This window comes from Pseudomonas sp. BNK-44-b, from assembly GCF_047456245.1.
Taxonomy (GTDB): domain Bacteria; phylum Pseudomonadota; class Gammaproteobacteria; order Pseudomonadales; family Pseudomonadaceae; genus Aquipseudomonas; species Aquipseudomonas machongensis.
Map to the genome: position 1 here is coordinate 2382780 of NZ_CP179908.1, position 24766 is coordinate 2407545.

Here is a 24766-nt window from a genome sequence, read left to right on the forward strand (position 1 = left end):
GGCTCATTGCTGCGAGCAGTTGCCCATTTCGCGGTAGGCGATCTTGTGGGTCTGGCCCTGGTAGTCAACGTAGACCATGTGCGCCGTGCCGACCTGGCAATCGGCAGCGTTACTGGCCGGGGTGATCGACACCACCTTGGCGACATCCAGCGGCATACCGTATTCGTAAACCTGCCCCTCGGCAGACGGCGTGCGAGGCTGCTCGGCGAAGGCGGCGATGGGCAGGAGGGCGCTAAACAGCGCAAGTGCGGCGATCGAGCGTTTCATGATGACTCCAGATGAGGTTTCCCTCATGATCCATTCATTGGTGTTTCACAATAAATGGGCTGGACCGTGATAGATTCCTGCCTTCAAGGTATGAATCACGCTGGAGCGTCACTTCATGGACATGCTGCACGCAATGCGCACTTTCGCCCGAGTCGTGGAGTGCGGCAGCTTCGCCGCAGCCGCCAATGCGCTGGACATTTCGGCGGCGCAGGTGTCGCGGATCGTCGCCGAACTGGAAAACCAGTTGCAGACTCGCCTGCTGCATCGCACCACCCGGCGGCTGCGCATGAGCGAGGCGGGGGAGCGCTTTCTCGAACGCTCGCGCCAGATCATGCTGTTGACCGAAGAGGCCTTTGACGAAGCACGCGGCGCCCACCTCACGCCCCGCGGACGCCTGCGCGTGCATTGCAGTCATGGTCTGGGTCTGCTGATGATGCCGTTGGTGGCACGCTACAACGCCTCGTGCCGTGAAGTGGTGATGGAGCTTACCCTGTCCCAGCGCAACCCCGACCTGCTCGCCGAAGGGCATGACGTGGTCATTGCCATCGGCCAGGGCCTGCCTGACTCGCAACTGATCGCCATCCCGCTGGGCAGCATCTACAGCGTGCTGTGTGCTTCCCCCGACTACCTGGCTCGCCACGGCGTCCCCAAGCGTCCTGAGGACCTGCACGAGCATGTCTGCCTGCGCACGGTCGATCCGCTGTTCGAGGAGGACTGGCCCTTCGGTGACGCGCCGGACAGCTGCGTGATTTCCCCCCAGGACACCTTTCTCACCAATGTGGCCGATGCGATGGTCAAGGCGACCGAGCTCGGCATGGGCATTGGCCTGTTGCCCTATTACTCGGCCAGCCAGGCACTGGAGGACGGGCGCCTTTGCCGACTGCTAGCCCCGCATCGGTTGCGGCAACGGGAGATCTATGCGATCTACCCGTCGCGGCACTATCTCGATGCCAAGGTGCGTACCTGGCTGGACTTTCTCAAGGAGCAGTTGCCGGTGCTGTTCCAGGCGCATGAGCGGCTGGTCGATGACCCACGCTACTGGCGCTAGGGCTCACCGGCTGTCCTGATCCTCGGCATTGCCACCGGTTGCCCCTGCGCCGCTGCCGGTAGCCTCGCCAGTGCTGCTCGAGCCACCGGTGCTGCCGTCGGCCGCGTCGGCGTTGCTGCCGGTATCACTGCTGTCGTTACCCTTGCTGCCGCCAGGGCTGTTGACGCTGCTGCCGTCGCCGGCGGTCTCGCCCTGTGTGGCGGGGGCCTTGTGGTCGGAGTGATTGGTGTCGGTTGCGGCGAAGCTGGCACTGGAAGCCAGCCCAAAGGCGAGGAAGAAAAACAGCGGGCGCATGTGAGCCATGGTGAATCTCCTACGAGGATGATCGTCCTTCGTTCGGCTGCGCGCAGAGGGCAGGGTGCCCGTCGAGCGACGGGCGGTCGTGGGGATGCCATGCAGCCCCACGTGCGCACTTCGATCAGGCAGGCTCGGAGCGCGCGAGCGGGGCGCTTTCACCCGTAACGGCATCGACGATCGGCGGATGATCCTGCGCGGCGTGGATCAGTTCCTCGGTCATGCGCAACTCGGCGCCGGTTGGCGAGAAGGTCGCGGTAGGCGCGAAGGGGGCCGGATGCTCGGGCGCCGGGCGCTTGCCACGCCGCCAGACGAAGAAGCTGACCATTGCCAGGTTGATCACGGCGAAGGCCCAGAACAGCCCGGCCTCGCCATAGGAGGTCATCACTGGCGAGATCGCCAGCGGGCTCATCGCCGAACCCAGCGAGTTGATCAGCAGCAGGCCCTGGATCATCGGCACCAGCGCATCCATCGGCGCGCGGTCGGCGGCATGGCTGACCGCCACCGGATACACCGCGAACACACCACCACCCAGCAGGAACAATACCGCTGGCAGCCACGCCGAGGTGGAGGGCAACAGCAGGATGACCAGCGACAGCACGACGCACAGCGTACCCAGGGCGATCAACACATCCTGGCGATCCTTGCGGTCGGACCAGCGCCCGACCGGGTACTGCAGCAGCATGGCGCCCAGGATCACCCAGGCCATCATGCGCCCGACTTCACCGACATCCAGGCCAATACGCTGCAGGTACAGCGGCAGCAGCGCATATACCGCAGCAATCGCCACGCCCGAACCAAAGCAGCCGACCAGGCCGCTCGGCGTCACCCCCAGCAGTTGCCGCGGCTTGAGCGGCTCGACCTGCTCCAGCAACGGCGATACCCGCGGCAGGATCACGATCGGCAGTACCGACAGCGCCGCCAGCATGCCCGCAACGGTGAACGGCGCACTGGCGCCCAGGCTCACCAGCTCGCCGAGCATCGCCTGGCCCAGCACGCCCGCGCCGTACAGCGCAATCATGTACAGGGCCAGCAGGCGTCCACGAATCTTCGCGTCACCGGCCAGCAGCAGCCAGCTTTCGATCACCAGGAACACGCCGACCGTGGCCCAGCCGTTGAGCAGGCGCAGGGCGAACCAGCCCCAGGTGTCGACGAACAGACCCTGCAACAGAATGGTTGCGGCAATCAGCGAAGCGAAACTGCTGTAGGCACGGATGTGGCCAATGCGCAGGATCAGCCGGTCGTTGAAGATGGCGCCGAGGGTGAGCCCGATGAAGAAGCCCGACGAGACGATACCGATCATCGTCGCCGATTCGCCGGCTTCGCCGAGGCGCAGGGTGGTCAGGGAATACAGCAGGCCATTGCCCAGGGCAATGATGAACAGCCCGAGCAGGGGTGCCAGCGCCATCGCCAGCAAACGCGGAGACATACGTACCTCAAGTGATCGATCAGCGAATGAACCTCTTCGACCACACGTGTCTGACCGGACCTCGAAGGAGTGGGGCTGCACGTAAGTGCCAGGGCGGAGATGCGACCAGGGCAAGACTCAACCGCAGACTCGGAGCACGAGATCGGGCGGGGTCGGTTGAGCCTGTTGCACATGCGCGATGTGGCTGAGGCACGGACGTTGTCATTGCTGCCGGTAGCCACCGTACGAGGCGACTGGGCGAAAAGGCGCGGCATTCTACGCCCGCGCCCCATCACTTGCCAAAGCCCTTGAGGTGCGACAGGAGGCCGCACCCTCTGCTGGATCAGGACGAAGGTTTCGCCGCTGTGTCCTGGCCGCTGTCGCTGTTGACCTGGGCGTCTTGCTGGGCGGCCTTGGCGGCTTCGCGCTTGGCCACCATGTCTTTGCTCTGCTGCTGTTGCAGGGCCCAGCGAGCATGGTGTTCCTGCAGGCGATCGGCGCCGCCTTCGGCGAAGGCGGAGGTTACGGCGGTGGCGGCCAGCAGGGCCAGGGCATAGCGCAGGGATTTCATGGTTTGACTCTCCATCGTAGTTTGATTCTTCAAGGGCCTTGCAGGAGCGGCCGATGGAGAGAGGATGGAGCGCCAGGATTTTCTCAGGATTAACAACAATCAGATGTTCGACCGTTGGTCGCCTTGGTTTTGCGGTTTCTTCGGTTGCCAGGCAAGCGATTGCAGCGGACCTGGCAACCGAATGGCCTCAGTGTTTCGGCAAGTCCCGCGTGCGCAGTTTTTCCGGCAAGGCGAACAACAACAGCACCGCTGTCACCAGGCTCGTGGCAGCGATCAGATACAGCGCAGGCGTGGTGCTGCCCGACAGATCGCGAATACGCCCTACCAGTACCGGGCTGACGATCCCGCCCAACTGCCCGAGCGTATTGATCAGCGCGATGCCACCGGCAGCCCCGGCGCCTGCGCCGGCCAGCAACTTCGGCGGCAGCGCCCAGAAGCTCGGAATGGCCGCTACCACACCGGCACCCAGCAAACCGAGGGAGACGATCAACAACGGCGTGTGGTCATCGAACAGCCCGGCGCACAGGAAGCCCAGGGCACCGAGGCTGATCAACCCGGCGGTAAACCAGCGCCGCTCGCCGGTCGCATCCGACCACCTGCCACACACCACCATGGTGATTGCCCCGCAGACATAGGGCACAGCCGTCAGCAGGCCAATCATCGACGGGTTCTCCGTCCCTGCGCTGCGAATCAGCTGAGGTGCCCAGAAATTCAAGCCGTAGGAGGCGATCTGAATCAGGAAGTAGATCAACCCGAGCATCAGGAAACCGGGGATGCGGATTGCCTGCAGCAGCGAACCTTTTCCATGAGCCGCCTGTGCCGGCTCGATGCGCGAGCGCAGCAACTGTTTTTCCTTGTCGCTGAGCCAGCCGGCGTCCTCGATGCGGTCCTTGAGCTGGGTCAGCACCAGCAAGCCAAGCGCTACGCAGGGCAGGCCGCCCAGCAGAAACAGCCAGTGCCAGCCGCGCATCTGCATGACGCCGTCAAGATGACCGAGCACCAGGCCCGAGAACGGCGCGCCGAACAGCCCGGCGAAGGCCGAAGCGAGGAACAGCAGCGAGGTGATGCGGCCACGGAAATGCTGCGGGAACCACAGCGTCAGGTAGTACAGCACGCCGGGCGCGAAACCGGCTTCCATGGCGCCGATGATGAAGCGCAGGGCATAGAACTGCCATTCGCTGGTGACGAACACCATGGCGGCGGTGGCCAGGCCCCACGAAATCATGATCCGCGCGATCCAGCGGCGGGCACCGACCTTGTACAGCATCAGGTTACTCGGCACCTCGAACAATACATAGCCCACCACGAACAGGCTCGCCCCCAGGCCGTAGGCGGTGTCGCTGAAACCGAGGTCGGTCTGCAACTGGAACTTGGCGAAACTGATGTTGATGCGGTCGAAGAAGGCGAACAGATAACACACCATGATCAACGGCATGAGGCGCCAGGCGACCTTGCGAACCAGGGCTTTTTCGCTGTCGGCGCCATCGGTGGCACCCAGCGGCAGGGCGGAAAGGGTCATTGATGTTCTCCAGTCGGGCCGCCCTGTGGGCGGCCTTGTTGTTCTTGTTGTCTGGCGGGGCCACGGCCCCTTGGGTGTAGCGAAGAATCAGGCGGGCAAACCGGCCGGCAGCGGGTGCAGGTCGCAATTGCGTCCGGCCTTGACCAGTTGCCCCGGCACCTCGTGGCCGAGCAGCGCAGGCAGGCTGCGCGACATCTTCAGCAGGCCGTCGAGGTCGATGCTGGTAGGGATGCCCGTCTCGATGCACAGGTTGACCAGGTCCTCGCTGCAGATGTTGCCCGATGCTCCCGGCGCGAACGGGCAGCCGCCCAGCCCGCCGAGCGCGGCATCGAAGCGCCGCGCACCGGCTTCGTAGGCGGCCAGCACATTGCACAGGCCCAGCCCACGGGTGTTGTGAAAGTGCAACGTGAGCATCGATGCCGGCAGGCGCTCCAGGCTGCGCCGCACCAGGCGCGCGACCTGACGCGGATTGGCCATGCCGGTGGTATCGGCCAGGGTGACACCCTGCACACCCAGCTCCAGGTAGGCGTCGAGCAGGCGCAGCACCAGGTCTTCCTCGACGGCGCCTTCGAACGGGCAACCGAACGCAGTGGCGACACTGGCGTTGAGACTCACCGCCCGACCTTGCACGGCCTGGACGATATCGCCAAAGCCTGCCAGCGACTGTTCGCGGCGCATGCGCATGTTGGCCAGGTTGTGCGACTGGCTGGCCGACAGCACCAGGTTCAGCTCGTCGGCGCCGGCAGCCAGTGCGCGCTCGGCGCCTTTGAGGTTGGGGATCAGGGCGACGTAGATCACACCCGGCTGACGCTGGATGCCACGGAAGACTTCATCACCATCGCGCAGTGCCGGAATGGCCTTGGGCGAAACGAACGAGCCCGCTTCGATGCGGCTGAAACCCAGCTTCGACAAGCCATCGATCAGGCGGACCTTGTCTTCGGTCGGCACCCAGGTCGGTTCGATCTGCAGGCCGTCACGCGGGGCAACCTCCTGCACCACCAGCAGGTCTGCGTTGTTGTCGATCATTGCACCACCCCCTTGGCCCGCAGGCCGATGATCTCATCGGGGCCCAAGCCCAGCCCAGCCAACAGTGCGTCGGTGTGTTCGCCCAGCGCCGGGCCTTGCCAGTCGACGCGACCGGGCGTATCCGAAAGCTTCGGCACGATGCCCGGCATGCGCACCGGGGTACCGTCGGGCAGTTGGCTGTCCAGCAGCATGTCGCGGGCCTGGTAGTGCGGGTCGTTGACGATGTCGGCAACCGAATAGATGCGCCCGGCCGGGACCTCGGCGGCTTCCAGCGTGGCCAGTACCTGGTCGATCGGGTGGCGGCGAGTCCAGGCCTCGATCGCGTCGTCGAGCTGTGCCGATTGCGCGGCGCGACCATCGTTATGGGCAAAGGCCTCGGCCTCGCCCAGGTCTGCTCGGCCGATGGCCTGCATCAGGCGCCGGAAGATCGGGTCGCTGTTGCCGGCGATCACCACGAACGCGCCGTCGGCGGTGCGGTAGGTGTTCGACGGCGCGATGCCGGGCAGGGCGCCACCGCTGCGTTCGCGGACATGCCCCAGCAGGTCGTACTCCGGCACCAGGCTTTCCATCAGGTTGAACACGCTTTCCACCAGCGATACATCGACCACCTGACCGACACCGCCATTGGCACGCACATTGAACAGCGAGAGCAGGGCACCCATCACCGCATGCAGCGAGGCCAGCGAGTCGCCCAGGCTGACGCCTGCCCGCGCCGGTGCCGAACCCTGTTCGCCGGTGGTGTAGCGAATACCGCCCATGGCCTCGCCGATCGCACCGAAGCCAGGCCGGTCGCGATACGGGCCGCTCTGGCCATAGCCGGAGATACGCACCAGGGTCAGGCGTGGATTGAGCGCGTGCAGTACGTCCCAGCCCAGGCCGAGCTTTTCCAGCGCACCGGGGCGCAGGTTCTCGATCAGCACGTCGGTGTCGGCCAGCAGGCGCTTGACGATGGCAAGGCCTTCAGCGGCCTTCAGGTCGAGGGCCAGCGACTTCTTGTTGCGTGACTGCAGGTACCACCAAAGCGAGGTGCCGTCGTGCAGCTTTCGCCACTTGCGAAGCGGGTCGCCCTGGCCCAGGGCCTCGATCTTGATGACTTCGGCGCCGAACTCACCGAGCAGGCGAGCGGCGAAGGGGGCGGCGATCAGCGTGCCTATTTCCAGGACCCTGATGCCTTGTAGCGGGGCAGGCATGGTGCGTACCTCTTTGTTCTTGGACTTTGAGGTAGAGGCTACGACTGGCGCCGGGAACGCACCAATCCTGTGTCGGCAACAACCGTTCGCCAAATGCGAAGGGTAGGGGCGACACCCCTCAGCCGCCAGGCTCAGCCGCGCGCAAATGCTCGAACAGCAAGCGGCTCACCGGTGACAGCGACTCAAGGTCCCGCGCCACCAGCAGCAACTCACGCTCGGCCCAGTCGTCGCTCAGCGCCACCGCACGCAACCCCAGCGCACCGCCAAACAACTCGAAGGCCTTGCGCGGCAGGATCCCCACGCCCATGTCAGCCTGCACCATGCGGCACACTGCATCGAAACTGGGGACATGAATACGCAGGCGCAAAACCCGCCCGGCGCGGCGAGCGGCCTCGTGGGTACGCATGTTGATGGAGCTCGCCGAGTGCAGGCCGACAAAGTCGTTGTCCAGGGTTTCGGCGAAGTCCACCTGCGCCTGGTCTGCCAATGGATGCCCTTCACGCACCACCAGCACCAACTGGTCGCGTCTGTAGCGCACCTTGAGCAGGTCGCGGGTGTCGCTGTCGCTGGAGCAGATACCCAGGTCCGCCACGCCATCGAGCAACCCCTGGATCACGCCATTGCTGGGCCGCTCCTCCAGGTCCACCTTGATCCGTTCGTGTTCTGCGGCGAACAGCGCCAGGTCCTCGGGCAGAAACTGGATGATCGCCGACAGGTTGGCGAGCATCCGCACGTAGCCGCGCACTCCCTGCAAGTGCTCGCCCAGTTCCAGGCCGATCTTCTCGAGGTTGAACAGCATGCGCCGGGCGTGGTGCAGCAGGGTTTCCCCGGCCGGGGTCAGGCTCATGCCACGGGCCTGGCGGGCGAACAGCGGCGAGCCGAGCGCTGCCTCCAGCTCGTTGAGGCGCTTGCTTGCCGCCGACAATGCGATCGCTTCGCGCGCGGCGGCACGGGTCAGGCTACCTTCCTCGTGGATGGCGACGAACAACTGCAAGGTCACCAGGTCAAGACGACGGATGAGGTTGTTCAGTTGCATGGTCAAGCGCCCTTACTTGCCCGTTGAAGCCGTGCGCGAGCGCAGCAGCGTCGCCAGCCCCACGGTCAGCACCACCGCCAGCCCCACGGCGAGCAGGAAGGTCAGGGCGATACCCAGGTGCGGCAGCAGCGCGCCAAGGCTCAGGTAGAAGGCAATCACCCCGACGGCGCCGATGGCGTTGCCCCGGATCATCCCGGCCATGGAGAAGCGCCCGCCCTGGACATGGGAGAACACCACCAGCGGCCAGGCGATCACCGGAATCGGCGCGAGCATGCCGCTGACCGCAGGTCCCAGCCAGCTTGCCGCACCTGTGGTGAGCATCAGCAGGCCGGTGGCGGCGACCATGCGCATGGGGATTTCCCACCAGCGCGCCTTGATCTGCGCAAGCTGCGCCGGGCGCGGCTCGCGGGCCGTGGCCCAGACCAGCACCACCACCAGGCACAAGGCGACAACGATCGATATCGGCAGATTGCCCCAATGGGTCAGTACATAGGCTGCCACGCCGTACAGCGCGAGCGACACCACTGCCGTGAGGGCCACGCCAAGCCTGCGGCTGGCGAAGAGGTAGCAGGCATAGCTGGCCTGGACCGCCGCCAGCCCGCCGAGTGCGCCCGGTATGGCATTCAGAGAGAAGGCGGTGCCTTGTTCCAGGCACAGGAAGATCATGACCAGCGCCGAGGTGATCGGCATGCCAGAGAGCAAGCCGCCGAGCAATCCTCCCCAGCGCCGCGAGGCGAGGGAGACGGCCCACATCAGAAGGGGAGTGACAACGAGCTTGAGGTAGAAGAGCGTCATGACGGCAGGCGGTCCGGTTGTTCTTGTCTGGCCGCAGGGCTGAGCCTGCGGCCGCGACATTGTCGATCATCCTCTGCGCCAATGACACCGCTTTGTTTCAGCGACTGGCGTCGAGCACTACCCGGTAGCGCGCCTTGCCGCTGCGCAGGTGGTCGATCGCCGCGTTGACCTGGCTCATCGCAAACTGCTCGACCTGGGGAACGATCTGGTGGCGGGCGCAGAACTCAAGCATTTTCGCCATCACCGCCGGGGAGCCGACCGGCGAGGCGGACAGGCTTTTCTGCTGGAGCATGAGGTTGAACACATGCACCGGGATCGCCCCGGGCACCACACCGACGAAGTTCACCCGACCGCGGGTACCGAGGGTGCCGATCATGGCGGTCCAGTCCAGGTCGGCATTGGCCGTCACCAGGAGGAAGTCGAGGGTGCCGGCGATACCCTTGAGCGCCCGGCTGTCGGTGGAGGCCACCACCTTGTGTGCGCCCAGGCGCCTCGCTTCATCCTGCTTGTTCAAGGATGAGGTGAACGCGGTCACTTCGCAGCCCCAGGCATTGAGAAACTTCAGCGCCAGGTGCCCCAGCCCGCCGATGCCGACCACCCCGACGCGATCGGTGGGTTTGACACCGAATGACAGCAGCGGGTTGAACACCGTCGAACCGGCACAGAACAAGGGGCCGACAAGGGCAGGGTCGAGGCCGTCCGGCAGTGGGATGGCCCAGGCCCAGTGCGCTCGCAGGCGGTCGGCGAAACCGCCGTTGCTGCCGATGATCGTCGGCCGGGCCGAACCACACAGGTTGTGCGAGCCTTCCATGCACGGCGCGCAGTGCATGCAACTGCCTTTGTACCAACCGATCCCGACCCGCTGTCCAACTTGCAGCCCCTTCACTCGATCACCAACCTGTTCGATGCGCCCGACTACCTCGTGGCCAGGAATGAACGGGTACCGGGTCAGCCCCCATTCGTTGTCGATCATCGACTGGTCGGAGTGGCAGACACCGCAGTACTCGACCACGACCTGCACCTCGTCAGCGGCCAGCGCGCCCGGATCATAGCTGTGCCGCTGCAGCGGCGCTCCCGGCGCGGTGGCGGCCCAGCCGCTGAATGACGTGGTTTGGGTGGGGTTGCTCATGGGACACCTCCAGAGGCTTGGCGAGTGTTTCGAAGCCTGGGAAGTGTAGACCGCCCCTGATGCCGCGAGGGTGGCTATGAGCTACTATTCGGCCCCATCGCCTTCTTGCCCCATGCCCCGCCCAGGAGAGTAGCCATGTCACGGGACCTGACAGACAACGAGCAACTGAAACGGATCTGCGAGGATCTGCTGACAAACGTCGCCGCTACACAAGGCAATCAGAAATGGGTCGACAACGTGCTCAGCAAGATGAACGACATCGCGAACATGAGCCGCGAGGCATTCATCGAGCCTGCGTTTCAGCTCAGCCTGTGGGAGAGCGAGGCGGTCACTACGACTGGGTCGGGCAGCGTGAAGATTGCAGCGGCCGCCGATGATCCAGAGATCGCCACGTTGCTCTGGGCGTTGCGCTGCGACTATCAGGCATCGCTCGCTGAAGACAGCCATCAGCGTAGCGCCAAGCTGCACGAGAGCTGGAACGAAATCCTCCGTCGGGCCACCGAACATACCGGGCGTGCGCCGCGGTTGAAACTCAGTCGAATCTTCACCTTGCTGTGCCCAGGCGCATTCAGCACCGTCGCGGCGTATCACAGCCTGAGTGAACTGGCCAAGGCGCTGGGCATCAAGCACCACAACGCCTCGCTCGTACATCTTCAGGAAGATGTACTTGAGCGCCTGGCCGAGGTTCTGGGACCCATCGCCGAGCCTCGCAGCGAAGAAGGCGTCAAGCGTCTGACCCTGCCTTGGTTGCTGGTAGAGGAGTTGCGCAGCGCCGACAGCGAAGCGACGCAAGTGCGCTCGGCCTTGGGCGTACTGCAGCTCAACCCACTTGCACCGGAACGGCGCCGCCGAGGGATGCTGCCTATCGCCGGCGGCCTTGGGGCGATCCGCTCGATGATCGAGTTCGTCGGTGATGGCTGCAGCCGGGAAGACTTCACCGTGCACTTGCAGACGCTCAACCCCAAGGCAAAACCCGATGCTCCGCGCGGGCTCATCTATGCGTTGATCGCAGAGTGGGACGTGATCAAGGCGGTTCCCGGGGGCCTGGAACTCACCGCGCGAGGAGAGGCGCTGCTGGAGTCCGGCGATCCGGACGAGGTGCAGGACTGGATGCTCACGCGCATCCTGGGCTTCGACTTCCTGCTCTGCAAACTGGCTAAAACATCCATGTCCAGGCGCCAGGCAATCGATGCCCTGAAAACCCTCAATCGCGCCTGGACCTCGGACGGGCGTCCCAGCGCGCTGATTTCCTGGATGCCAAAGCTGCAACTGGTGGACTTCACCGGCAAGAAAATGCAGTTGAGCGAACGAGGCCGGCAATGGCAGGAACTGGTGAACTGGATACCACTTGCGCTGCCGAGTGACGCAGACCCTGTCGATCTGACCGAATTCATGGACGATGAGGACGAGGTGGAGGATGTCGCCGAGGAGCGCCCGAGCCTCGCGCAGATCATCGAGCGCTTCGATCCACAGCTGAGCTTCCCCGCGCCCCTCATTGCCCAGCTCGATGCAGGGCTGTGGTCGCACCCGCGCCGGCACTTTGCGGTACTGACCGGGCTGAGCGGTGCCGGCAAGACGCAGCTTGCGCGCAACTACGGGCTGAGCCTGTGGAGCGATAAGCAAGCAGCGAAACAGGGCACCCTGGTAGTGCCCGTGCAACCCGGCTGGCACGACGACTCCAGCTTGCTGGGTTATGTCAATCCGCTGGATACCGACCATTACGTAAGTACCCCTGCGCTGGAGTTTCTGCTGCAGGCGGCCAGCGACCCTTCGCGCCCCTATACCCTGGTCCTGGACGAAATGAACCTGGCGCATCCAGAGCAGTACATGGCTGCCTTGCTTTCGGCCATGGAAACCGGCGATGCAATCGTGTTGCACAACGAGCCCGACGAATTGGGCGGTGTGCCGGACAGGTTGCCGTACCCGAGCAATCTGCTATTGATCGGTACGGTGAACATGGATGAGACCACCCATGGGCTGAGCGACAAGGTTCTCGACCGAGCGGCTGTCATCGAATTCTGGGACATCGATGTCCAGGCCTATGCAGGCTGGGACCAGAGCCGACTTGGCAGCGAGCAACTGAGCCGAGTGCGAACGGTGGTCACCGAGCTGGCGCAACTGTTGCGACCGGTGCGCCTGCACTTTGGCTGGAGAACCTTGCAAGCGATTATCGGTTACCTGGAGCAGACCGAGCGCGGCAAGCTCCTGACATTCGACCAGGCGCTGGACCAGGCCATCTACTCGCGGATTCTGCCCAAACTGCGCGGTGAGGACAGTCCGCGACTGACGGAGGTGTTCGACAAACTGCAACGCGCTCTGCTGGCCGCCCGATTGCCACTGTGCGCCGCCAAGGTCGGCGACATGCTGGATGACCTGAGCCATAGCGGCTCGGCCCGGTTCTGGCGATGACCAAGATCATGCTGCAGTGCACTGTTGAAGGTGGCGAAACCTTTGCGGTCGAGCCCGATGTCGTGGCACAGGGCTTCGTCGAGCGTGGCGCCTACACCTTCACTGCACCGTCGGGGTGCTTTCTGTACGTCGATGACATGCCGCTGGCAGCTTCGATCCAGAGCGCTCATACCAGTTGGCAATGGTCTCCGGGGTTTTATGCCGGCCAGGTAAACGTCGAACTGATGGCCGAAGACGGCGGCTTGCTGGGACGCTACCGCCTCGATGTCAGTGCCCATCCGGAAAAGCTGGGCAGCGAACAATTCAAGGCGATGCTCGATCACCTGTTCGATGCCGACCCCGGGTTGCTGCTGGGCAATGAGGCGGGGCAGACGCGCATCGGCGAGCAGATGGCCTGGACCGATCCGCACCTGCGCTATGCACGGCTGCGTCGCCATGCCGACGGCGTCCTCGCAGCGTTCAGGCTGGTCAGTGATCGGCCACTGTCACGGCTGCACAGAACGCACGATGTGGTGCCGGCACATCGGGTCAAGCGTGTCGATAGCGTCGCGCTACGCAAGGCCCTGATGAGTCCGAATGGTCGTGCGCTGCTGCACCCCGACAGCCTTGAGCGCCCGCCGCCTAGCCGCATCGGGCTGGAGGTCAGAACGCCTTACGACAGCTATGACAATCCGGCCAACCAGGCCTTGGCCTTGATGCTCCACAAGTTGCTTCGCCGCTGTGTCCAGGTGCGCGGCGAACTGCAGCGGGCGGCCCTGTCGGAGCGCGAGAGCAGTACTCGTTCAGTGCTCGCACCGCGGATACAGCGTCGAATCGGTTATCTCGATGGTCTGCGCGCAAGGCTTGAGCGCACAGCGCGTCTTCCTCTGTTCGCCAATCTCAGCCAACGCCGCCTCTGCGCCGCCGGACTGAATGCAATCAGTGCGCATCCGGCCTATGCCCGCGCTTATCGCCTCACCTGGCAGGCACTGCGCCCAGGCGTTACGGGGGCAAGGGATGAGTCGCTGTGGGTCAGTCCTACCTGGGAGATCTATGAGCGCTGGTGCTATCTGGTACTGGTGGAGCGGCTAAGGGCTCGCCATCCCCAATTGAAATGGAGCAGGAGCAGCACTGCCAGAGATCGTATTTGTTGGCATGGCGAAGGCCTGCAAACAACGCTCGAGATCCGGCTTCAGGCCCGCTTTCCGGCTGTCGACCAAACGCCAAGCGCCGGGCGTTCGAGCCTGTCGAAAGAGCGCCGTCCGGATATCACGGTGATCCTGCGTAGGCCAGGCCGAACCCGGTTCGTGGTGCTGGATGCGAAATACAGCACCAGTCGCGACGTGATACTCGACGCAATGAGTTCGGCGCACATCTATCACGACAGCCTGCGCTGCGATGATATCGGGCCCTCGGCTGCCTGGTTGCTGGTTCCCCATGCGCAGCAAGTGCCGGTACTGGCACAACAGGCGTTTTTATCCAGGCACGGGGTAGGGGTGCAGGCACTGGCCGAGGAATCGCAGGCGGACGAGCTGGCGGAGCGGTTGATGAACGTACTGCAGGGTGATTCGCTATAGATTATTGGTTATAGCGATTCGCCGGCTGCGGGTTGCCATAGTGGCGCCTTCGTGTTCAGAGGCGCTTCTGTTTCGGCAGGCTGGCAAATGCTTCCGAGCACCATGCGCGTGAGCATCTGCACCAGTGCCTGCCCCTTGGCATCCTCCACCGGCCAGTTTACTTGCCCAGGCTGCGGTACGGTGGCAAAGCGCACGTGAGCCATGGTCGTCGACCAGATGAACAGCAGTAGGTGCTCCGGTGCGGTGCGTTCAATCAGCCCTTTATCCATCCAGCCCTGCAGGCACCCCACGGCCTTTTGTGCCAGCCCGCGGACCTCTTCACTGCGCGCACCTGGCAGATGGTGGGCGCCATGCAGCAACTCACTCAGCATCACGCGTACGGCGTGCGGCTGGTGCCTGCAGACCTCCAACTTGGCGCGAATGTAGCGGCGCAGGGCAGATTCGGGCGATGCCTGCGGGTCCAAGGCCTGGAATGCCCTGGACAGCGGTGCCATGACTTTTTCCAGCACCGCGAGGTAAAGCTTGCGCTTGGTCTCGAAGTAATAATGCACATTGGCCTTGGGCACGCCCGCCTGTGCGGCGATCTCCTCGATGCGCGCCGCCTCGAAGCCGCTTTGCGCGAATTCACGACTGGCTGCCGCGACGATCGACTGAATATTGCGCTCGCGGATGCTAGCCATCGATGGCCACCGAGCGGGAGAACCGGCACTGAACGCTTGCCATGGCAGGACACAACCCTGAAATCACTATCGTTATTTACAAAAGTATATAGCGAAGTGATGACAGAGAGACAACTCCGCTTTCACCCAGGTTCCACACAGCGGAACCACATTCGATTGTCGCCGCCGCGCCGTCAGGTTTATCTGGCAGCACCTGCGGCCTGCCTCTCGTGCCGCAATCCCCGAGCGAATAACAAAAGCGGGACTGCAACCCGCGCGAGGAGATGCCCGATGACCACATCCAAACACCCGCACATCCTGGCCTGGCTCGCCGACGTTGCCGGCGAGCTTCAGGCACTGCGCCAGGATATCCATGCCCACCCTGAACTGGGCTTCGAGGAGAATCGCACTTCGTCGCTGGTCGCCCAGGCCCTGCGCGATTGGGGCTACGAGGTCCACACCGGGATTGGCCGCACCGGCGTGGTCGGCGTGCTGCGCAACGGCAGCAGCACGCGCCGCCTGGGGCTGCGCGCCGACATGGATGCGTTGCCGATCGTCGAGGCCACGGGCGCGGCCTACAGCAGCCGACACACGGGTTGCATGCATGCCTGCGGACACGACGGTCATACCGTGATGCTGCTCGGTGCTGCTCGCTACCTGGCGGCGACCCGGCGTTTCGACGGCACCCTGACACTGATCTTTCAGCCGGCCGAGGAGGGCCAGGGCGGCGCCGAGGCGATGCTCGCCGATGGCCTGCTCGAGCGTTTCCCCTGCGATGCGCTGTTCGGCATGCACAACATGCCGGGGCTGGCCGCCGGGCACCTGGGGTTTCGCGAAGGAGCGATGATGGCTTCCCAGGACCTGCTGACCGTCATCCTGGAGGGCGTCGGTGGTCATGGTTCGATGCCGCACCTGACCGTCGACCCACTGGTTGCGGCCGCCAGTGTGGTGATGGCGCTGCAGACCGTGGTGGCGCGCAACATCGATGCCCAGGAGGCGGCAGTGGTTACCGTCGGTGCGCTGCAGGCTGGCGAGGCGGCCAACGTCATTCCGCAGCAGGCCTTGTTGCGCCTGAGCCTGCGTGCGCTCGATGGCGAGGTCAGGCGCCTGACCCTGGAGCGCGTACAGGCGATCATCCACGCCCAGGCCAAGAGCTTCGGCTGCCGCGTGAGCATCGAACACCGGCCTGCCTACCCGGTGCTGATCAACCATGCCGCGGAAAACGCCTTCGCCCGCCAGGTCGGTATCGAGCTGCTCGGAGAAGCCGCCGTCGATGGCAATACCCGCAAGCTAATGGGCAGCGAAGACTTTGCCTGGATGCTGCAACGCTGCCCCGGTGCCTACCTGTTCATCGGCAACGGCGTGGATCGGCCGATGGTGCACAACCCCGCCTACGACTTCAACGACGACATCCTGCTGACCGGGGCCGCCTACTGGAGCGCGCTCACCGAGCGCTGGCTCGCCCCGGCCTGAGCGCTTCTTCATTGACTGCCGCTGGAGCCCGCATCCCTGCGGGCGTTCCTCACATCTGGTTTCTGGAGAACTTCCCATGCACGCTACGAACGCAGGCGCATCGCGCACCCGGCAAGTGGTCGCGGCCGTCATCGGCAATGCGCTGGAATGGTATGACTTCATCGTGTACGGCTTTCTGGCCAGCATCGTCGCCCGTCAGTTCTTTCCCTCCGACGATGACTACGCCTCGCTGCTGATGGCCCTGGCGACCTTCGGCGTCGGTTTCTTCATGCGCCCGGTGGGTGGCGTGTTGCTGGGCATGTATGCCGACCGCAAAGGGCGCAAGGCCGCCATGCAACTGATCATTCGCCTGATGACTCTGTCCATTGCGATGATCGCCTTCGCCCCCAACTACCTGGCCATCGGCATGGGCGCTCCTATGCTCATCGTGGTCGCGCGTATGCTGCAGGGCTTTGCCACGGGGGGCGAATACGCCAGCGCCACGGCATTTCTGGTGGAGAGCGCGCCGGCGCACCGCAAGGGGCTCTATGGCTCCTGGCAACTGGTCGGGCAATGCCTGGCGGTGTTCTCCGGGGCGTCGATGGTCGCGCTGGTCACCCATTTGTGTTCACCCGAGGCGCTGGACGCCTGGGGCTGGCGAATTCCCTTCGTGTTCGGCTTGCTGATCGGCCCGGTGGGGTTGTGGATTCGCAAGCACATGCAGGAGCCCGAGGAGTTTCTCGAGGCGCGCAAGCAAGCCAAGGACCAGGCCCCGAGCCTGTGGCAGGTGCTACGCACGCATCGCCGGGCGCTGTGGGTGTCCATGGGCCTGGCCAGTGGCGCGACCGTTTCCTTCTATGTGGTGCTGGTGAACATGCCGACTTTCGCCCACAAGAGCCTGGGGTTGCCATTGGACCAGGTGCTGTTGGTGCAGATGCTCGCGGTGGGCCTGATGACGGTGGTGATTCCGTTCTCCGGCGCGCTGTCCGACCGTATTGGCCGCCGACCGGTGCTGATGGCCTTCACCCTGGGCTTTTTCCTGATGGTCTACCCGCTGCACCTGTGGGTCGCCGCGGCACCTTCGGTAGAGCGCCTGCTGGTGATGCAACTGGCCCTGTGCAGCATGATCGGCGGTTTCTACGGGCCGGCACCCACGGCGCTGGCCGAGCAGTTCCCCGTCGCCGTCCGCTCAACGGGAGTGTCGGTGGCGTATAACGTGGCAGTAATGCTGTTCGGCGGTTTCGCGCCGCTGATCGTCACCTGGCTGACCAAAGTCTTGAGCACGCCTGTGGCGCCGTCGTTCTACGTACTGTTCGCCTGCGTGCTGACACTGCTGGGCACCTATTGTCTGAAAGAAGCCGTGCGGCCACGCGCACCGGCCGTCATTGAACTTGGAGTAAAACCGTGAAACCGCTAGATCTCGACCCTGTCGTCGCGCTGGATGCCAGCGAGCTGTCCCGGGCGATCCATGCTCGTCAGGTTTCCTGCCGTGAGGTGATGCAGGCCTACCTTGCGCACATCGAGCGGTTCAATCCGCAGGTCAACGCCCTGGTTTCACTGCGGCCGGCACAGCAACTGCTCGAGGAGGCCGACGCGCGCGACCGCGAGCTCGACCGTGGCCAGTCCCGTGGATGGATGCATGGCATGCCCCAGGCGATCAAGGACCTGGCCGCCACGGCTGGCCTGCGCACCACCTTGGGCTCGCCGCTGTTCGCCGAGCAGGTGCCGCAGCAGGACGCCATCAGCGTGGAGCGGGTTCGGCGCAGCGGCGCGATCATCCTCGGCAAGAGCAACGTGCCGGAGTTCGGCCTCGGTTCGCAGACCTACAACACGCTGTTCGGCACCACCACCAACGCCTACGACCCCAGCCGGGTGGCCGGCGGCAGCAGCGGCGGGGCGGCGGCCGCATTGGCCATGCGCTTGCTGCCAGTGGCTGACGGCAGCGACATGATGGGCTCGTTGCGCAACCCGGCGGCGTTCAACAATGTGTTCGGCTTGCGCCCGTCCCAGGGCCGCGTGCCCCATGGCCCGGCGCCTGAGGTGTTCGTCCAGCAACTTGCCACCGAAGGCCCGATGGGGCGCAGCGTTGCCGACCTCGCGCGATTGCTGGCGGTACAGGCGGGTTACGACGCGCGGGCACCGTTGTCGATCAACGAAGGTGCTCAGGACTTCGCCGCCGATTTGCAGCAGGACTTCAACGATGTGCGGATCGGCTGGCTGGGTGACTACAACGGTTACCTGCCCATGGACGATGGCGTGCTGAGCCTGTGCGAAACGGCACTGAGCGAATTCGAGAGCCTGGGGTGCAAGGTCGAGACCTGTCAGCCGGACTATCCGCTGGAGCGCCTGTGGCAATGCTGGCTGACCCATCGCCACTTCCTGGTGCACGGTAACCTCGCAGCCGCCTACGCCGACCCACATCGGCGCGCACTACTCAAGCCCGAGGCGCAATGGGAAGTCGAGGGCGGCCTGCGTTTGAGCGCCGCTGCGCTCTATGAGGCATCGCTGGCGCGCAGCGACTGGTACCGGGCGATGGCAGGGTTGTTCGAGCGTTACGACTTCCTGCTGCTGCCCTCGGCCCAGGTGTTTCCTTTCGATGCACAACAACCCTGGCCGCAGGTCGTTGGTGGGCGGACGATGGACACCTATCACCGCTGGATGGAGGTGGTGATCGGCCCGACTCTCGCCGGGCTGCCGAGCATCAGCGTACCGGTCGGCTTCAATGCCCAGGGCCTGCCGATGGGATTGCAGATCATCGGCCCGGCCCAGGCGGACCGCGAAGTGTTGCGCCTGGCCTATGCCCACGAGCAACTGACCCGCTGGGTCGAGCGCTGTCCGCCACCGAGCCTGCTGGCGCGCTGAAGCCCTTGCAGGCGCGTATCTTGCTGGGCAATGTGACGAACCTGGTGCAGACACGGAGGCGAACGAACATGAGCGGCAACGGGGACGGCGGTGGCGTGCGATCGGTCGAGCGGGCATTGACGATCATCGAATTGCTGGGTGAGCACCAGGCCCTGGGGCTGGAAGAGCTGCACTACCTGACGGCGTTACCCAAGGCCACGGTGTCGCGCATGCTCGCCACCCTGCAGGAACAGGGCTGGACCTACCGCGGCCTCAGCGATCGGCGCTACCGCCTGTGCGCCCGGCGCCTGTTCGGCGACGGCCAGTTGCGCTTCAAGCGGCAGATGGTCGAAAGCGCAGCGCCCCTGTTGCTGGAGCTCAGCGAGCGCACCGGGCTGGTCGCCGACTTGTCATGCTTCGACGGCCAGCGCCTGGAAGTGATGGAAAGCGCGATTCCCCAGGTGCTGCGCAAGCGCTATCCGAACAACTGCCAGATCGTCGGCCACCACGCCAGCCTGTTTCACTCGGCGATGGGCCGCGCCTGCCTGGGCGAACTGGCCCCCCATGAAGTGCAGCGCCTGGCCGAGCATGCGCATGTTGGTGATGACGCGATGTTGCGGGCCATCGAGGACGAAACCCAGCGCGGCTTTGCCCGGCGCACCGAGGGTCATTGGGAATATCCGGTGCGCCTGCCGTTCCTGATCCGCGCCATCGCCCTGCCGGTTCACACGCAAGGGCGACTGGTCGGGAGCATTGCCCTGCACTGGCCGTTGGACCAGGCACCGGTGGAGCGGGTGCTGGGGTTGCACCTGGGCAGCCTGACGACCACCGTTGGCCAGATACAGCAAGCGCTGGCCTGAGCGATTTTCCGCATCGTGCTGAAAGTGTTATCGGGCTATGCGGCTGTTTACCGGCCATCGCCTCGGTAACACTCTGCGCAACTCAAACGTGTTGGAGATGTGACGATGGATGCGCAGGTAACGAACAACCCGCTGGTCTCGATTGCGGTGCTCAAGGCCCGCGAGGGCAGGGCGCTGGCATTGAAGCAGGCGTTGCTGGAACTGATCGAACCGACCCGCGCGGAGCCGGGTAACCTGGACTATGTGCTGTTCGAGGGCAAGGATGAGCCGGGGACGTTCTACATGCGCGAGGCGTTCGTCGATCAGGCTGCGCTCGATGCGCATTTCGCCGCGCCGTATTTCCAGCGGTTTGCGGCGCAGAGCGAAACGCTGTTGGGTGAGCCGCTGCGCTTGATCTTTCTGGAGCAGGTTTCTGATCGCTGATCGTTGATCGGTGGTAGGGGGGCGGTAAAAGACAGTTGGCTCCCACAGGTGTGTTGTTTTTTTGTCCTGTGGGAGCGGGCTTGCCCGCGAAACAGACACCGCGCTGCCTGGCACGGGCTGCGCCCGTGTTCGCGGGCAAGCCCGCTCCTACAGGGATTGGACTGGCCTTCAGCCGATCATTCCCACTCGGCCTTGCCGATCGCCAGCCCGTGCATGCCGTTGTAGCTGGCGCGCTTGGGCTGCGTCCAGCCATCCAGCAGGCTGTCGTCGAGCTTGTAGATTTCCACCCCCAGCGGCCGGCAGACCGACAGCGGGTCCTGTGCCTCAGGCCCCCACATCGGCAGAGACAGGTCGCCGCCCGGGCAGGTCGACAGCGCGCACAGCACATCGATTTCGGCGAAGAACTCCAGGTAATCACCCTGCTTGGCCGGGCAAGCCTTCATGAAATACATGTCGTCATGGTTCAAGCCGGTGCACTGGAAGATGTTCAGCACATCGTGCACGTCGAACTCGGTCAGCCCATGGGGCAGCACGGCGCGGGTGAGGTTGGAGTGGCAGTGGTGATGGAAGTCCTCACCCGTGAGCATCTTGTTCACGTAGGGGTCGCAACGGGTGCCGAGCAGGTCATGCAGGCGCCCGCCGTGCTCGTCGATGCCATAGTCGGCCAGGCTGTCGTCGGTGATGGTCACCAGCGGGCGCAGGAACGGCAGATTCGACCACAGTCGGTCGTAGGTGGTGACGTGGGCACCCTGCAACTGGCGAGTGCGCGCCGCCCACAGGCGCTCACGCGGGTCGTTGGCGTTCCAGATGTTGAAGTCGCCGACCTGCGGGCCGACCGGGGTGGTGACGCGGAACACATGGCCGGCCGGCACCTTCCAGGCGCGGCCGGTGCGGATCGGCACTTCGAATGTCTCGATCAGGGTGCGGGCGTCCTTGCGCTCGCGCACGCGGTCATAGAAAGGCTTGTCGACCTGCAGGGCAGCGCCTTTGCTGACTTGGTAGGCGGCGGGGTAATCCTTGTACATGGGTAGGTCTCCGGGTTCAGGAACGGGGTGGATGGCTGAACAGATCGAGCAGGGCGTGCTCGGAGTCGTCCAGGTAACGGGTCATGGCTTCGGCGGCGTCGTGGCGCAAGCCATCGGCGAGCAGGTCGTGGATCTCCCGGTCGCGCTCCAGCCAGGGGCTCTGGAAGTTCTTTTCATCGGGCGCAACGGCGAACACCAGACGCATCTGCGCAGCGATATTGGTGAAGAAGGCGTCCAGCAGCGGGCTGCGCAGCAAGCCGACGATGTGCTGGTGAAAGCGCAGGCTGTGGGTGCCGAAGGCCTGCCAGTCTTCGCGATCACGGGCAAGTTCGGCGGCCTCGATGGCGTCGAGCATGCGGTCGGACTGGTATTCGCGCAGCGGCTTGCTGCCATGGATCGCCTGCACCTCGAGTGTGCGGCGCACCAGGAAGATATCGCGCACCTCGGCGATACCCAGCCTGCGCACCATCACGCCCTTGTTGCGCACATAGGTGGTCAGGCCTTCATGGCCCAACTGGTGCAGGGCCTCGCGTACGGTGTTGCGCGAAGCGTTGTAGCGGCCGGTGAGCTCGGCCTCGACCAGCGGCATGCCTGAGACCAGGCGGCCGCCGATGATGTCCTCGCGCAGTTCGAGGGCTACCTGGTCGGCCAGGGGCAGGCTTTCGCCGGCTTTTTCCGGGGATTTGCTGCTCATGCCAGTTGCACGTCCTTGAGGAAGCGGCCCATGCGCTCGCTGCGGTTGTCGAGCAACTCGCGCGGCGCACCGGCCTGGATGATCTCCCCGCGTTCCATGAACACCACGCGGTCGGAGACCTGGAAGGCGAATTTCATTTCATGGGTGACGATGACCATGGTCATGCCCTCGCGCGCGAGGTCCTCGATTACCTTGAGCACATCACCGACCAGTTCCGGATCAAGCGCCGAGGTCGGCTCGTCGAACAGCATTACCTGCGGGCGCATCGCCAGTGCCCGGGCAATCGCCACCCTTTGCTGTTGCCCGCCGGAGAGCTGGTGCGGGTACTTGCCGGCGTGCTCGCGCAGGCCGACCTTGCTCAGCAGCGCCAAGCCAAAGGCGCGTAGCTCGGAGTCGCTGGCATGGCCGTGGTGACGCGGGGCGAGCATCACGTTCTCCAGCACGGTCTTGTGCGGGAACAGGTTGAAGCCCTGGAAGACCATCCCCACCTGGACGATGCCCTCCATGTGCACGCGACTGCCAAGGCTGCCGCCGTCTTCGTCACGCCCGCGCAGGAAGGGGGCGCCACACAGTTCGACCTGGCCACGATCCAGGGCCTCCAGGCCATTGAGGGTACGGATCAACGTAGTCTTGCCCGACCCCGAAGGCCCGATGATCGACACCACTTCGCCGAAGCGGATATCCAGGTCGATGCCCTTGAGCACTTCCAGCTGGCCATAGTGCTTGCGTGCGCCGAGCACCCGCAGGGCGAAGTCGCCTTGCCTGGGGGCGGCCTCGCGCCGGACAGGCGTCGGTTGCGCCGGGCCATCGGCGATGGCCTTGGGCTGACGCCGGGTGACGTCAAGGTGCTGCTCCAGCCGACGCAACAGGTAACTGAACACCGTGACGATCAGCACATAGTAAAAGGCGACCGCGAGCATGGTCTCCATCACCAGGAAGTTCTGCGTGTACAGCTGCTGGCCGACCAGCAGGATCTCCGACAGTGAGATCACCGACACCAGCGAGGTCAGTTTGACGATGGTGATGTACTCGTTGGCCAGGGTCGGCAATGCCACCCGCAACGCTTGTGGAATCACGATCAGGCGCTGCACACCGGTGTAGCGGATACCCAACGCCTTGCCGGCCTCGAGTTGCCCCTTGGCCACGGCGAGCAGGCCGCCGCGATGAATCTCGGCGATATAGGCCGATTCGCTCAGCACCAGGGCGATCAGGCCGGCGGCATAGGGGTTGGAGAGCAGCACGCTGGTCCCCGGGAATACCTGCGGCAGGTTGTAGACGAAGATCAGCAGCACCAGCAGCGGCAGGCTGCGGAAGAACCAGATGTACAGTGCCGCGCCGCGGTTCAGGGCGCGGTTGCTCGACTGCCGCGCCAGCGCCAGGACAAAGCCGAAGACGATGCCCAGCAGCCAGGTCTCGACGCTCAACTCCACCACGGTGCCGACCGCCGTCCAGAAGTCGCCGTTGACCAGCAGGCCGGCGGCATAATCCCAATCGAATTGCATGCTCGACGCTCCTGCTTACTGCGCTGGCGCTTGAGGATTCTGGCCCAGGGCCTGGGCCACTTCGGCTGGGCTGGGCTCGCCAAGGTTGTAGCGGCTCAACAGCGTCTGGTATTCGCCACTGTGCTTCATGGCCTCGAAGCCCTGGCGCAGTTCAGCGAGCAGCGCATCGTTGCCCTTGCGCACGGCCAGGCCGATGACTACGGGGTAGATCAGCTCGTGGGAACTGATCAACACCCGACCCTTGAGCTTGTCGGCGGTGATGGCCGCCACCGCGGCGTCTTCGAACTGTACGTCGACCGCCTTGGCCAGCAGGGCCTGGGCTGCCTCCGGGGAAGTGGGGAATTCACGCGAGTCGATCGGCGCCTGGCCGTTGGCCTCGCAGTGGCTTTTGGATAGCGCCATTAGCTTGGGAATCCACGACCCACCCTTGATCGAGCCAATGCGCTTGCCGCACAGGTCCTGGGGCGATTGCGGGCGGAAACTGTCATCGGCACGCACCATCAGCGAGGCACCGCTTTTGAGGTAGGGCAGGAAATCGACCTGCGCTGCGCGCTCCGGGGTGACGTAAAGGGCCGAGGCGACCACATCGAAGCGTCGAGCGTTGACGCCCATCACCAGGTTGGCAAAGCGGGTGTCCTGAAACTGGGGAGCGAGCTTGAGGTGCTGGCCGAGCAGGGTCATGAACTCAGGGTCGAAGCCGGCAGGCTTGCCTTGGTCGAGGTAGGTGTAGGGCGGGTAGGTGAGGTCCGAGCCGATGGACAGGCGATCGGACTGCAAGGTGCTGTCGGCGGCTTGTGCGGCGGCACTGAGGGTCAGGGCGAGGGTGAGGGCTGTTGCTCGAGACATGAAGGACGCTCCACTTATGATTGTTCAACAATCGTTGTGGAATCATTTATCAATACTCGTGCCAATGATGGCCTTGGGGGATTGGGGACTGCCCGCGAATAACTGCAGCGCCTGCTTCGCGGGCAAGTCGCAGCGGCGAACCGCCGCTCCTACAAAAGTACCGTATCGTCCACAAGGCAATGCCCCACCTCGCTCCCTGTAGGAGCGGGCTTGCCC

At 64.5% G+C, this 24766-nt stretch carries 23 protein-coding genes; 8 read left to right on the forward strand and 15 right to left on the reverse strand.

Annotation, left to right across the window (positions count from 1 at the left end; all coding sequences use genetic code 11):
• Positions 1-3: 3 nt before the first annotated feature.
• Positions 4-267, reverse strand: coding sequence for a DUF2790 domain-containing protein (locus ACMGGG_RS10810; protein WP_414155453.1), 264 nt, complete (start codon positions 265-267; stop codon positions 4-6).
• Between the two features lie 115 nt (positions 268-382).
• On the opposite strand from ACMGGG_RS10810, the gene ACMGGG_RS10815 reads away from it, so the two are divergent.
• Positions 383-1315, forward strand: a complete 933-nt coding sequence (locus tag ACMGGG_RS10815) for a LysR family transcriptional regulator (RefSeq protein ID WP_414155454.1) — start codon at positions 383-385, stop codon at positions 1313-1315.
• A gap of 3 nt (positions 1316-1318) precedes the next feature.
• On the opposite strand, the gene ACMGGG_RS10820 is transcribed toward ACMGGG_RS10815, so the two are convergent.
• From ACMGGG_RS10820 to ahr, 9 genes are all read right to left on the reverse strand, one after another.
• Positions 1319-1618 carry a hypothetical protein gene (locus tag ACMGGG_RS10820; RefSeq protein ID WP_112898242.1) on the reverse strand — a complete coding sequence of 100 codons (300 nt, stop codon included), beginning with the start codon at positions 1616-1618 and terminating at the stop codon, positions 1319-1321.
• A gap of 115 nt (positions 1619-1733) precedes the next feature.
• A complete protein-coding gene (locus ACMGGG_RS10825) occupies positions 1734-3038 on the reverse strand; it encodes an MFS transporter (protein ID WP_063544883.1) in 1305 nt (434 codons plus the stop codon).
• A 322-nt stretch (positions 3039-3360) separates the two neighbouring features.
• Positions 3361-3588, reverse strand: coding sequence for a hypothetical protein (locus ACMGGG_RS10830; RefSeq protein WP_414155455.1), 228 nt, complete (start codon positions 3586-3588; stop codon positions 3361-3363).
• Positions 3589-3775: 187 nt separating this feature from the next.
• Positions 3776-5107 (reverse strand): MFS transporter, encoded by a 1332-nt coding sequence (locus ACMGGG_RS10835; protein ID WP_063544884.1) that lies wholly within the window; start codon positions 5105-5107, stop codon positions 3776-3778.
• Positions 5108-5194: 87 nt separating this feature from the next.
• On the reverse strand, positions 5195-6133 hold the full coding sequence (locus ACMGGG_RS10840; RefSeq protein WP_063544885.1) for a hydroxymethylglutaryl-CoA lyase: 939 nt from the start codon (positions 6131-6133) through the stop codon (positions 5195-5197).
• Positions 6130-7323, reverse strand: a complete 1194-nt coding sequence (locus ACMGGG_RS10845; RefSeq protein WP_112898244.1) for a CaiB/BaiF CoA transferase family protein — start codon at positions 7321-7323, stop codon at positions 6130-6132. Before ACMGGG_RS10845 ends, ACMGGG_RS10840 begins: the two co-directional genes overlap by 4 nt.
• A gap of 118 nt (positions 7324-7441) precedes the next feature.
• Entirely contained in the window at positions 7442-8359 is a 918-nt protein-coding gene (locus ACMGGG_RS10850; protein WP_054891411.1) for a LysR family transcriptional regulator, read from the reverse strand.
• A 12-nt stretch (positions 8360-8371) separates the two neighbouring features.
• The gene (locus ACMGGG_RS10855; protein WP_063544887.1) at positions 8372-9154 is read right to left on the reverse strand and encodes a hypothetical protein; all 783 of its coding nucleotides are present in this window, start codon (positions 9152-9154) and stop codon (positions 8372-8374) included.
• Positions 9155-9251: 97 nt separating this feature from the next.
• The gene (gene ahr, locus ACMGGG_RS10860) at positions 9252-10283 is read right to left on the reverse strand and encodes an NADPH-dependent aldehyde reductase Ahr (RefSeq protein WP_414155456.1); all 1032 of its coding nucleotides are present in this window, start codon (positions 10281-10283) and stop codon (positions 9252-9254) included.
• 135 nt (positions 10284-10418) lie between these two features.
• On the opposite strand from ahr, the gene ACMGGG_RS10865 reads away from it, so the two are divergent.
• Positions 10419-12692: an McrB family protein gene (locus tag ACMGGG_RS10865; RefSeq protein WP_414155457.1), complete on the forward strand. Its 2274-nt coding sequence runs from the start codon at positions 10419-10421 to the stop codon at positions 12690-12692.
• The gene (locus tag ACMGGG_RS10870) at positions 12689-14248 is read left to right on the forward strand and encodes a DUF2357 domain-containing protein (protein WP_414155458.1); all 1560 of its coding nucleotides are present in this window, start codon (positions 12689-12691) and stop codon (positions 14246-14248) included. Before ACMGGG_RS10865 ends, ACMGGG_RS10870 begins: the two co-directional genes overlap by 4 nt.
• Before the next feature lie 8 nt (positions 14249-14256).
• On the opposite strand, the gene ACMGGG_RS10875 is transcribed toward ACMGGG_RS10870, so the two are convergent.
• The gene (locus ACMGGG_RS10875; protein ID WP_414155459.1) at positions 14257-14928 is read right to left on the reverse strand and encodes a TetR family transcriptional regulator C-terminal domain-containing protein; all 672 of its coding nucleotides are present in this window, start codon (positions 14926-14928) and stop codon (positions 14257-14259) included.
• 270 nt (positions 14929-15198) lie between these two features.
• Here ACMGGG_RS10875 and ACMGGG_RS10880 point away from each other — a divergent pair, with 270 nt between their 5' ends.
• The 5 genes from ACMGGG_RS10880 to ACMGGG_RS10900 all read left to right on the forward strand — a co-directional run bounded on the left by ACMGGG_RS10880 (position 15199) and on the right by ACMGGG_RS10900 (position 20483).
• Positions 15199-16380 carry a M20 aminoacylase family protein gene (locus ACMGGG_RS10880; protein WP_414155460.1) on the forward strand — a complete coding sequence of 394 codons (1182 nt, stop codon included), beginning with the start codon at positions 15199-15201 and terminating at the stop codon, positions 16378-16380.
• A 76-nt stretch (positions 16381-16456) separates the two neighbouring features.
• Positions 16457-17767 (forward strand): citrate-proton symporter, encoded by a 1311-nt coding sequence (locus ACMGGG_RS10885; RefSeq protein ID WP_414155461.1) that lies wholly within the window; start codon positions 16457-16459, stop codon positions 17765-17767.
• Positions 17764-19221, forward strand: coding sequence for an amidase (locus ACMGGG_RS10890; protein ID WP_414155462.1), 1458 nt, complete (start codon positions 17764-17766; stop codon positions 19219-19221). Before ACMGGG_RS10885 ends, ACMGGG_RS10890 begins: the two co-directional genes overlap by 4 nt.
• Before the next feature lie 68 nt (positions 19222-19289).
• Entirely contained in the window at positions 19290-20060 is a 771-nt protein-coding gene (locus ACMGGG_RS10895) for an IclR family transcriptional regulator (RefSeq protein WP_414155463.1), read from the forward strand.
• A gap of 105 nt (positions 20061-20165) precedes the next feature.
• Complete coding sequence (locus tag ACMGGG_RS10900) at positions 20166-20483, forward strand: putative quinol monooxygenase (protein WP_414155464.1); 318 nt, start codon at positions 20166-20168, stop codon at positions 20481-20483.
• 176 nt (positions 20484-20659) lie between these two features.
• Here ACMGGG_RS10900 and ACMGGG_RS10905 read toward each other — a convergent pair whose 3' ends face one another.
• From ACMGGG_RS10905 to ACMGGG_RS10920, 4 genes are read right to left on the reverse strand one after another with little or no spacing between them, the layout of a single operon-like run.
• Positions 20660-21508, reverse strand: a complete 849-nt coding sequence (locus tag ACMGGG_RS10905; protein ID WP_414155465.1) for an urea carboxylase-associated family protein — start codon at positions 21506-21508, stop codon at positions 20660-20662.
• A gap of 16 nt (positions 21509-21524) precedes the next feature.
• The gene (locus tag ACMGGG_RS10910) at positions 21525-22202 is read right to left on the reverse strand and encodes a GntR family transcriptional regulator (RefSeq protein ID WP_063544895.1); all 678 of its coding nucleotides are present in this window, start codon (positions 22200-22202) and stop codon (positions 21525-21527) included.
• Complete coding sequence (locus ACMGGG_RS10915; RefSeq protein ID WP_414155466.1) at positions 22199-23704, reverse strand: amino acid ABC transporter permease/ATP-binding protein; 1506 nt, start codon at positions 23702-23704, stop codon at positions 22199-22201. The genes ACMGGG_RS10910 and ACMGGG_RS10915 overlap by 4 nt, the downstream gene beginning before the upstream one ends.
• A gap of 15 nt (positions 23705-23719) precedes the next feature.
• A complete protein-coding gene (locus tag ACMGGG_RS10920) occupies positions 23720-24550 on the reverse strand; it encodes an ABC transporter substrate-binding protein (RefSeq protein WP_414155467.1) in 831 nt (276 codons plus the stop codon).
• Positions 24551-24766 lie beyond the last annotated feature (216 nt).

What these genes read in the sequence shown, in the direction of transcription:
- ACMGGG_RS10810 (WP_414155453.1), bottom strand. Translation starts at nt 267, where the DNA reads ATGAAACGCTCGATCGCCGCACTTGCGCTGTTTAGCGCCCTCCTGCCC.
- ACMGGG_RS10815 (WP_414155454.1), top strand. Translation starts at nt 383, where the DNA reads ATGGACATGCTGCACGCAATGCGCACTTTCGCCCGAGTCGTGGAGTGC.
- ACMGGG_RS10820 (WP_112898242.1), bottom strand. Translation starts at nt 1,618, where the DNA reads ATGGCTCACATGCGCCCGCTGTTTTTCTTCCTCGCCTTTGGGCTGGCT.
- ACMGGG_RS10825 (WP_063544883.1), bottom strand. Translation starts at nt 3,038, where the DNA reads ATGTCTCCGCGTTTGCTGGCGATGGCGCTGGCACCCCTGCTCGGGCTG.
- ACMGGG_RS10830 (WP_414155455.1), bottom strand. Translation starts at nt 3,588, where the DNA reads ATGAAATCCCTGCGCTATGCCCTGGCCCTGCTGGCCGCCACCGCCGTA.
- ACMGGG_RS10835 (WP_063544884.1), bottom strand. Translation starts at nt 5,107, where the DNA reads ATGACCCTTTCCGCCCTGCCGCTGGGTGCCACCGATGGCGCCGACAGC.
- ACMGGG_RS10840 (WP_063544885.1), bottom strand. Translation starts at nt 6,133, where the DNA reads ATGATCGACAACAACGCAGACCTGCTGGTGGTGCAGGAGGTTGCCCCG.
- ACMGGG_RS10845 (WP_112898244.1), bottom strand. Translation starts at nt 7,323, where the DNA reads ATGCCTGCCCCGCTACAAGGCATCAGGGTCCTGGAAATAGGCACGCTG.
- ACMGGG_RS10850 (WP_054891411.1), bottom strand. Translation starts at nt 8,359, where the DNA reads ATGCAACTGAACAACCTCATCCGTCGTCTTGACCTGGTGACCTTGCAG.
- ACMGGG_RS10855 (WP_063544887.1), bottom strand. Translation starts at nt 9,154, where the DNA reads ATGACGCTCTTCTACCTCAAGCTCGTTGTCACTCCCCTTCTGATGTGG.
- ahr (WP_414155456.1), bottom strand. Translation starts at nt 10,283, where the DNA reads ATGAGCAACCCCACCCAAACCACGTCATTCAGCGGCTGGGCCGCCACC.
- ACMGGG_RS10865 (WP_414155457.1), top strand. Translation starts at nt 10,419, where the DNA reads ATGTCACGGGACCTGACAGACAACGAGCAACTGAAACGGATCTGCGAG.
- ACMGGG_RS10870 (WP_414155458.1), top strand. Translation starts at nt 12,689, where the DNA reads ATGACCAAGATCATGCTGCAGTGCACTGTTGAAGGTGGCGAAACCTTT.
- ACMGGG_RS10875 (WP_414155459.1), bottom strand. Translation starts at nt 14,928, where the DNA reads ATGGCTAGCATCCGCGAGCGCAATATTCAGTCGATCGTCGCGGCAGCC.
- ACMGGG_RS10880 (WP_414155460.1), top strand. Translation starts at nt 15,199, where the DNA reads ATGACCACATCCAAACACCCGCACATCCTGGCCTGGCTCGCCGACGTT.
- ACMGGG_RS10885 (WP_414155461.1), top strand. Translation starts at nt 16,457, where the DNA reads ATGCACGCTACGAACGCAGGCGCATCGCGCACCCGGCAAGTGGTCGCG.
- ACMGGG_RS10895 (WP_414155463.1), top strand. Translation starts at nt 19,290, where the DNA reads ATGAGCGGCAACGGGGACGGCGGTGGCGTGCGATCGGTCGAGCGGGCA.
- ACMGGG_RS10900 (WP_414155464.1), top strand. Translation starts at nt 20,166, where the DNA reads ATGGATGCGCAGGTAACGAACAACCCGCTGGTCTCGATTGCGGTGCTC.
- ACMGGG_RS10905 (WP_414155465.1), bottom strand. Translation starts at nt 21,508, where the DNA reads ATGTACAAGGATTACCCCGCCGCCTACCAAGTCAGCAAAGGCGCTGCC.
- ACMGGG_RS10910 (WP_063544895.1), bottom strand. Translation starts at nt 22,202, where the DNA reads ATGAGCAGCAAATCCCCGGAAAAAGCCGGCGAAAGCCTGCCCCTGGCC.
- ACMGGG_RS10915 (WP_414155466.1), bottom strand. Translation starts at nt 23,704, where the DNA reads ATGCAATTCGATTGGGATTATGCCGCCGGCCTGCTGGTCAACGGCGAC.
- ACMGGG_RS10920 (WP_414155467.1), bottom strand. Translation starts at nt 24,550, where the DNA reads ATGTCTCGAGCAACAGCCCTCACCCTCGCCCTGACCCTCAGTGCCGCC.